This window comes from Actinomadura sp. WAC 06369, from assembly GCF_003947565.1.
GTDB classification, from domain to species: domain Bacteria; phylum Actinomycetota; class Actinomycetes; order Streptosporangiales; family Streptosporangiaceae; genus Spirillospora; species Spirillospora rifamycini.
Genome location: NZ_QHJN01000097.1, coordinates 23,960 through 31,637 on the forward strand (window position 1 = coordinate 23,960; position 7,678 = coordinate 31,637).

The 7,678-nt window shown below is 76.3% G+C and carries 8 protein-coding genes; 5 read left to right on the forward strand and 3 right to left on the reverse strand.

Features of this window, described 5'->3' with window-relative positions:
* The first annotated feature begins 50 nt into the window (after nucleotides 1-50).
* Together DMH08_RS24450 and DMH08_RS24455 are read left to right on the forward strand one after the other, a co-directional pair.
* Nucleotides 51-812 (forward strand): class I SAM-dependent methyltransferase, encoded by a 762-nt coding sequence (locus tag DMH08_RS24450; protein WP_199747982.1) that lies wholly within the window; start codon nucleotides 51-53, stop codon nucleotides 810-812.
* Nucleotides 802-1,923, forward strand: a complete 1,122-nt coding sequence (locus tag DMH08_RS24455) for a prenyltransferase (RefSeq protein ID WP_026401169.1) — start codon at nucleotides 802-804, stop codon at nucleotides 1,921-1,923. Before DMH08_RS24450 ends, DMH08_RS24455 begins: the two co-directional genes overlap by 11 nt.
* A 48-nt stretch (nucleotides 1,924-1,971) precedes the next feature.
* On the opposite strand, the gene DMH08_RS24460 is transcribed toward DMH08_RS24455, so the two are convergent.
* Nucleotides 1,972-2,670, reverse strand: coding sequence for a class I SAM-dependent methyltransferase (locus DMH08_RS24460; RefSeq protein ID WP_233617776.1), 699 nt, complete (start codon nucleotides 2,668-2,670; stop codon nucleotides 1,972-1,974).
* A 225-nt stretch (nucleotides 2,671-2,895) separates the two neighbouring features.
* Between DMH08_RS24460 and DMH08_RS24465 the strand changes: the two genes are divergently transcribed.
* The 3 genes from DMH08_RS24465 to DMH08_RS24475 all read left to right on the forward strand — a co-directional run bounded on the left by DMH08_RS24465 (nucleotide 2,896) and on the right by DMH08_RS24475 (nucleotide 5,469).
* Nucleotides 2,896-3,087 (forward strand): ferredoxin, encoded by a 192-nt coding sequence (locus DMH08_RS24465; RefSeq protein ID WP_026401171.1) that lies wholly within the window; start codon nucleotides 2,896-2,898, stop codon nucleotides 3,085-3,087.
* Nucleotides 3,088-3,235: 148 nt separating this feature from the next.
* Nucleotides 3,236-5,164 carry an endonuclease/exonuclease/phosphatase gene (locus tag DMH08_RS24470; RefSeq protein WP_125617964.1) on the forward strand — a complete coding sequence of 643 codons (1,929 nt, stop codon included), beginning with the start codon at nucleotides 3,236-3,238 and terminating at the stop codon, nucleotides 5,162-5,164.
* 116 nt (nucleotides 5,165-5,280) lie between these two features.
* Nucleotides 5,281-5,469 (forward strand): hypothetical protein, encoded by a 189-nt coding sequence (locus DMH08_RS24475; protein ID WP_026401172.1) that lies wholly within the window; start codon nucleotides 5,281-5,283, stop codon nucleotides 5,467-5,469.
* Between the two features lie 206 nt (nucleotides 5,470-5,675).
* On the opposite strand, the gene DMH08_RS24480 is transcribed toward DMH08_RS24475, so the two are convergent.
* Nucleotides 5,676-6,173: a hypothetical protein gene (locus DMH08_RS24480; protein ID WP_158642384.1), complete on the reverse strand. Its 498-nt coding sequence runs from the start codon at nucleotides 6,171-6,173 to the stop codon at nucleotides 5,676-5,678.
* Nucleotides 6,170-7,678, reverse strand: a 1,509-nt coding sequence (locus DMH08_RS40295) for a hypothetical protein (RefSeq protein WP_199747980.1), incomplete at its 5' end; no start/stop codon positions are given. The genes DMH08_RS24480 and DMH08_RS40295, both read right to left, overlap by 4 nt.

The window sequence follows — 7,678 nt, forward strand, 5'->3', positions numbered from 1 at the left end:
AGGCCCGTGGGAACGCCGCCGGGCGTTCCCCGCATGGAAGGAGCACGACCCTGCTGACCGTGGATTTCCAGCGGTTCCGCGTCGCACCCGGAGACCGCATCCTGGACATGGGCTGCGGAGCGGGACGGCACGCGTTCGAGCTGTACCGCAGGGGCGCGCACGTCGTGGCCTTCGACCAGGACGCCGACGAGCTGGCCGGCGTCGAGAAGATGTTCGGCGCGATGCGGCTCGGCGGCGAGGTCCCCGAGGACGCCGCCGCCGAGACCGTCCGGGGCGACGCGCTGGAGCTGCCGTTCCCCGACGACCACTTCGACGCGATCATCGCCTCCGAGGTGCTCGAGCACATCCCGGACGACATGCGCGCGATGCGCGAGCTGCTGCGCGTGCTGCGGCCCGGCGGGCGGCTCGCCGCGACCGTCCCGTCCTGGCTGCCGGAGCGGGTCTGCTGGGCCCTGTCGGAGGACTACCACACCGCCCCCGGCGGCCACGTGCGGATCTACACCCGCGCCGAGCTGGAGGCCAAGCTGAAGTCGACGGGCTTCACGATCGGCGGCCACCACCACGCGCACGGCCTGCACGCGCCCTACTGGTGGATCAAGTGCGCCGTCGGCGTGGAGAACGACGGCAACCCGCTCGCCAAGGCGTACCACCAGCTCCTGGTGTGGGACATCATGAAGCGGCCCCTCGCGACCCGGGTCGCCGAGCAGGTGCTCAACCCCCTGATCGGCAAGAGCGTCGTCGTGTACTGCAGCAAGCCCGTCAAGACGGGCACGTCCGAGACCCCGGCGGAGGAGACCGCCGATGCGGTCTGACATCCCCGCCGTCCCCGGAGTCCTGACCCGCGGCGACGTCGTCGAGACCGCCCGCAGCATCGCCCGCCAGCAGGAGCCGTCGGGCGCGATCCCCTGGTTCGCGCCGATCGACGGCATCGCCGGGCACGTCGACGCCTGGAACCACGTCGAGGCGGCGATGGCGCTGACCGTCGCCGGGATGGGCGACGCCGCCCGCCGCGCCTACGCGTGGCTCGCGGACGTCCAGCGGGAGGACGGGTCGTGGCCCGCCAAGTGGGTGCTCGGCGAGGTCACCGAGCCCGGCGGCGAGTCCAACCAGGCCGCCTACGTCGCGGTCGGCGTCTGGCACGAGCTGCTGATGACCGGCGACGAGGACTTCGCCCGCGCCATGTGGCCGACCGTGCGCCGCGCGATCGACTTCGTCCTCGGCCTGCAGACCCGCCGCGGCGAGATCATCTGGATGCGGACCGAGGACGGCCGCGCGTCCGACCACGCGCTGCTGACCGGCTGCTCGTCGATCTACCAGGCGCTCCGCTGCGCCGTCGCGCTCGCGGAGCGGCTCGGCGAGCCGCAGCCGGAGTGGGAGCTCGCCGCCGACCAGCTCGGCCACGTCGTCGCCGCGCACCCCGAGGCGTTCGCCGACAAGAGCCGCTGGTCGATGGACTGGTACTACCCCGTCCTCGGCGGCCCGGTCCGCGGCGAGGCCGCCGCGCGCCGGCTCGCCGAGCAGTGGGACGTGTTCGTCGTGCCGGGCCTCGGCTGCCGCTGCGTGTCCGACCAGCCGTGGGTGACGGCCGCCGAGAGCTGCGAGCTCGTCCTGGCCCTCGACGCGTCCGGCGACCGGGACCGCGCCCTGGAGCTGTTCGCCACGATCCAGCACCTCCGCCACGAGGACGGCTCGTACTGGACCGGCTGGCAGTTCGAGAACCGGCGGCACTTCCCGGGGGACCGCTCCACCTACACCGCGGCCGCCGTGGTCCTCGCCGCGGACGCGCTGGACGGCGCGTCCCCCGGCGCCCGCATCTTCAAGGAGATCGCGGGACGCCCGCTGGGGCCGTCCGAGGCGTCCGACCCGGCGGCGTGCGGCTGCGCCTTCGTGCCGGTCGCCGACCCCGTCCGGTCCCGCCTCTGAGGCGTCGCGGGGGCCGCACCGGACGCCCGTCCGGCCCGGCCCCCGCGGTCACGCCTCGGCGCGCGGATCCGCGTCTGAAACACGTTCCAGTACGCGCAGCGAGCCTTCGGCCCGGCGCTCCTCGAACGCGCCGCTGCGCAGCGCCCGCAGGTACACGCGGTACGGCGCCTGCCCGCCGTCGGCGGGGTCGGGGAACACGTCGTGGATCACCAGCGCGCCGCCCACGGCCACGTGCGGCGCCCAGCCCTCGTAGTCGCCCTGCGCGTGCTCCTCGGCGTGCCCGCCGTCGATGAACAGCAGCGCCAGCGGGGTGCGCCAGAACGCCGACACGGTGCGGGACTGCCCCACGACCGCCACGACGTGCTCTTCGAGGTCCGCGGCCCCGATCGTCTTGCGGAAGGTCGGCAGCGTGTCCATCCGCCCCGTGCACGGGTCGACCAGCGACGGGTCGTGGTGCTCCCACCCCGCCTGGTTCTCCTCCGAGCCGTGGTGGTGGTCGACGGTGACCACGACCGTCCCCGCCGACCGGGCGGCGGCGCCCAGGTAGATCGCCGACTTGCCGCAGTAGGTGCCGACCTCCAGCAGCGGGCCGACGTCCGCGAGCCGCCCCCCGTACTCCAGGGCCGTCTCGTACAGGGCCGCGCCCTCGGCGTCGGGCATGAAGCCCTTCGCCGCGCGCGCCGCCCGCAGCAGCGCCGCGGGCATCTCGGTCGTCCCCGGGCCGGTGGACGCCTCGGTCTGAGTCATCGCCTCGCCTCCGCCGGGCACTTTATCCGACATGCCCCGGCGTGCCGCACCACCCCGCCGCCCTACTTGCCGATCCAGAGTGGAACGTGTTCTACTTTCCCCGAGCGCACCTCTCCGAACCATGTTCGGTAGGTTGGCGGCCGAGGACGGTCCGGGTCCGCGCGCGTCCCGCGCGTGCGCTCCGGGCCATCGAACCCTCACCGGGACCCGCGAACGGAGAAGGCGATGAGAGTAGGAGTCGACCCGCTGGTGTGCGAGGCGAACGGCGTGTGCGTCGGGCTCGCCCCCGAGGTCTTCGACCTCAGCGACGACGACGAGCTCGAGATCCTGCAGCCGGACGTGCCCGAGGGCGAGGCCGACCGCGTGCGGCACGCGGTCCGGTCGTGCCCGAAGGCCGCCCTGACGCTCGAGGAGTAGCCGCCCCGCCGTCCCTCCCGGACCGTCGCGCAGACCCGCTCCAGGCGGATTTGGACGGATTTCCCGGCGCGGTTGGTCACCGGAACCCCTCGCGTGCCATCCTGCTGCCTGTTCGGCGCGGACCACGAGACGATCATGGAGTTCCGGGGTGGCCTACACGGGTGGATCGGGGCGGCCGCGCCGCCCCCGCGCGGTCCGGGCGTTCGGCGGGATCCCCCGGCTCGCGGCCGCGGCGGTCCTCGCCGTCCCGCTGGGCCTCCTCCCGTCCGCGGCGCACGCCGCGCCGCGCCCCGCCCGCATCCACGACATCCAGGGCGCCGCGCACGTCTCGCCGCTCAACGGGGCCTCGGTCGTCGGCGTCCCCGGCGTCGTGACCGCCGTGACCGGCACCGGCTTCTGGATGCAGGACCCGAAGCCCGACCGGCGCGCCGCGACGTCCGAGGGGATCTTCGTCTTCACCCGCACGGGCCCGAGCGTCGCGCGCGGCGACGCCGTCCGGGTGGACGGCCGGGTCAGCGAGTTCCGGCCGGGCGGCGCGGAGTCCGGGGGCCTCACCCGGACGGAGATCGGCGCGACGAAGGTCGCCGCCGCCGGGCGCGCGGACGTCCCGCCCCCGGTCCTGCTGGGGCCGAAGGGGGTCAGCGCGCCGACGAGCGTCGTCCGGGGCACGCCCGGCAACGTCGAGCGGAGCGGGACGTTCGATCCGGGCCGCAACGGCCTCGACTTCTACGAGGCGCTCGAAGGCATGCAGGTGCGGCTCCAGGACGCCGTGGCGGTGGGCCCCACCCGGTTCGGCGAGCTGCCCGTCCTGCCGGCGGGCGGCGCGGGCGCCGGGACGCGCACCGGGCGCGGCGGCATCCTGCAGCGCGACGGCGACGCCAACCCCGAGCGGATCGTCCTCGACGACTCGCTCGCCCCGCTGCCGGCCGCGAACGTCGGCGACCGGCTGCCCGGCGACAGCGTCGGCGTCGTCGACTACGCCCTCGGCCACTTCAAGGTGCTGGCGACCGCGACGCCGCGGCACGCCGCCGGCGGGCTGCCCCGCGAGGCGACCCGCCCGCAGCGGCCCGGCGAGCTCGCCATCGCCACGATCGGCCTCGGCGGCCTCAGCCCGAACACCCCCCGCGACCGGTTCCGCGCCGTCGCCGACGACATCGTCACCGGCCTCGCCTCGCCCGACCTCGTCGCGGTCGACGACCTCCAGGACAACAGCGGCGCCCGCAACGACGGGACGGTCGCCGCCGACCAGACCGTCGCCGAGCTGATCACCGCGATCAGCGCCGCCGGCGGCCCCGCCTACGAGTGGCGCTCGGTCGAGCCGAAGAACAACGCCGACGGCGGCGACAAGGGCGCCAACCCGCGCGTCGGGTTCCTGTTCCGCACCGACCGCGGCCTGGCGTTCGTCGACCGTCCCGCCCGGACGGGAACGCTCGCGGAGGAGGAGCCGGCCGAGGAGCCGAACCCCGCGGTGACCGCCGTCCGCCCCGTCGCCCGCGGCGGGACGGCCGGGCTGTCGCGCAGCCCCGGCCGCATCGCGCCGACCGACGCCGTGTGGGCGGGCACCCGCAAGCCGCTCGCGGGCGAGGTCACCTGGCAGGGCGAGCGGATCATCGTCGTGACCGGCGAGTGGTACCCGGGCACCGCCGACGACGAGCCGCTGTTCGGCCGGAACCAGCCGCCGCAGCAGCCGACCCGCTGGCGCCGCGACGCGCAGGCGAAGGCGGTCGCCGGGTTCGTCCGGTCGGTGCGGAAGGTCGACCGGAACGCCAACGTCGTCGTCGCGGCCCGCCTCAACGACACCCCGGAGTCGCTGCCGGTGCAGGCGCTGGCGCAGGCGGGCCTGACCGACCTGCCCGCGAAGCTGCCGCCGAAGGACCGCTACACCGCCGTGACGGACGGCAACGCGCAGGCGCTCGACCACATCTTGCTGAGCGAGTCGCTGGAGCGGCGCAAGCACGAGTTCGACATCGTGCACCGCACCGCCGAGTTCGCCGACCGGCCCGACGAGCACGACCCCGCGGTCGTCCGGATCGCCCTGGCGAAGCGGGACGCGCGCGGCGCGAGGCCCGCCGGCTGAATTTGGGACGCACCGAAAAATCGGCAACGGACGTCCCGGTAAGCGTCCGGAGTTATCCCGACATGGGGCGGGGCAACGGTGGATCGTCAGATTCCTCCGGGAGGAGACGACCCCCCATGCCTTACCGCTACCGCCGCACCCACATCGGGCTCGTCGGCATCATCTACCTCGTCATCGGCCTGTTCGTGGCCTGGGACCGCGGGTACATCACCCCCGACCTGCTCGGCAAGGTGCTCAGCGCCGTGCTCGCCGTCGTCCTGTGGATCCTCGTGCTGCTCGGCGTCGACCTGACCATCGACACCTAGGCCCCCGGCGCGGACACATGCACCTCGCCGCCCCGGCCATAGACCCCAAAACGGCACAGAGGTTACGTTCCGGGCATGACTCAGAAGAACTGCAGTTGCGGACACGGCGGCGGATGCTCATGCCCGAAGGGCTGCTCCTGCGGCTGTAACGGCTGACCGGGGCCGCCGCGCCCCGGCCCGCCTCGGACGGGCCGGGGCGCCGGCGGTCAACCGGCCGCGGACCGCCCCGGGACGTCCGCGCGCCACAGCAGCGGCGTCACCGCCGCACCGTCGTCGCTGCTCCCGGTACCGAGCACACCCCCGCCGAACGGCGCCAGCGCGGTCAGCCTCCGGTCCGCCGGGCCGTCCAGCCCCGGCACCGCCACCCGGCGCCACGCGGCGCCGTCCGCGGACGCGAACACGACACCGTCCAACGCCCCGGTGACGCCCGCGACGACGAACCCGTCCGGCGTCGCGGTGACCGCGGTCGGCGCCACCTCCCCGACGTCCCGCGGCGTCCACGTCGCGCCGCCGTCCGCCGACACCAGCGGCGGCACCCCCGGCCCCACCGCCACGACCGTCCCGCCGGACGCGGCGACACCCGTCAGCGGCCCGCGCAGGCCGGACGGCAGCCGCACCGGCCGCCAGACCGCACCGTCCGCGGACGTCCACACGGCGGCCTCCTTCGCGCGCGCGCCGACCGCCACGTACCCGCCCGCCGTCACCGCCACATCGGCCGCGGCGCCGTCGAGGCGGGCGCCCCGCCACCGCTCCAGGTCGGCCGAGCGCCACGCCGCGCCCTCCCCGACCGCGACGTACCCGGCCGGGCCCGCCGCGACCGCCGCCGGACGCCCCGCCGGGAACGCGGCCCGCCGCCACGCGACGCCGTCGGACGACCGCAGCGCGAGCGCCGCCTCGCCCGTCCGGCCCACCGCCAGCCAGCCGCGCGCCCCGTGCGCCACGTCCGCCAGCCTCCCCTGCAGCGCCGGGACCTCCGCCCGGGCCCACGCGGCGCCGTCCGCCGAACTCCACACCGCCGCGTCCCCGTTGCCGCCGCCGACCGCGACCGCCCGGCCGCCCGCCGCGGCGACCGCCCGACCGCCCGCTGCTCCCGCACCGCCCCCGGCACCTTCCCGAGATCGACGCCGGACAGGTACGCGTCACCGTCGAGCTTCCCGGCGATCGCGAGCCGGCCGCCCTCCACGACCGTCAGCCCGGCGACCTCCGCGCGCCCCACCGTCCCGTCCGCCCGCCACCTGCGCCCGTCCGCGCTCCGCACGACCTCCCGCCGCTTCCCGCGCACCACCGCGACGAGCCCCGCCCGCGACCCGCCGAACGACTCGACGCCCCGGTGCCCGGCGACGCCGATCTTCCCGATCGCGCTCCACCGCGCGCCGTCCGCCGAACCGAACACGACCGCGAACCGCTTCTTCCCGTCCTTCGCGTCCCGCACGGTGTAGAAGCCGCCCGGCCCCGCGACCAGCCCCTTCGTCGCCCCGTGGGACCCGTGGGACTGCCGCACATGGACGGGCCGCCACGTGCGCCCCCCGTCCGCCGAACGCCACAGCCCCTGCGCCGCGACCGTCCGCTCGACCTTCCGGCGGCCCTTCCGCTGCACGACCTTCTTCGGGTACGTCCCCTGCGTCACGAGCACGTCCCCCGACGCCGCCGCCCCGTACAGGCCGATGATCCCGCGAAGGCCGTCGACCCGCTGCCACGCCCGCCCGTCGGCCGAACTCCACACCACGCCCCGGCCGTCCGCCGCCCCCACGGCCACGAACCCCGCGGACGTCCGCACCAGGTCGTTCACCTCGTCGGACGCACGGAACGCGGGCCCGAGCGCGCGGCGCGTCCACGCCCGCCCGTCCTCGCTCGTCCACGCCACGCGGCCGCCGTCGGCCGCCAGGCCCAGCGCCGCCCAGCGGCCCCCGCCGCCCGCGACCAGGCGCGGCCGGTCCCCGCTCGGCGGCACGGTCCCGGTGTCCGTCCGCGCCGTGCCCGCCGCCCACGTCCGGCCCCCGTCGGCCGACGCCACGAACTCGGCCCGGCCGCCGTCCTCGCTCCCCACCGCGACGACCGTCCCGCCCGCCGCGTCGACCGCCGCGAGCTCCTGCACCAGCCCGTCGTCCGCCGCCGCCGGGTCGAGCGCGAACTGCGCGTCCGCCGCCACGGGCCCCGGCACCGACGGCCGCGCCGGCCGGTCGTCCCCGCGCCCCGCGACGAACACCGC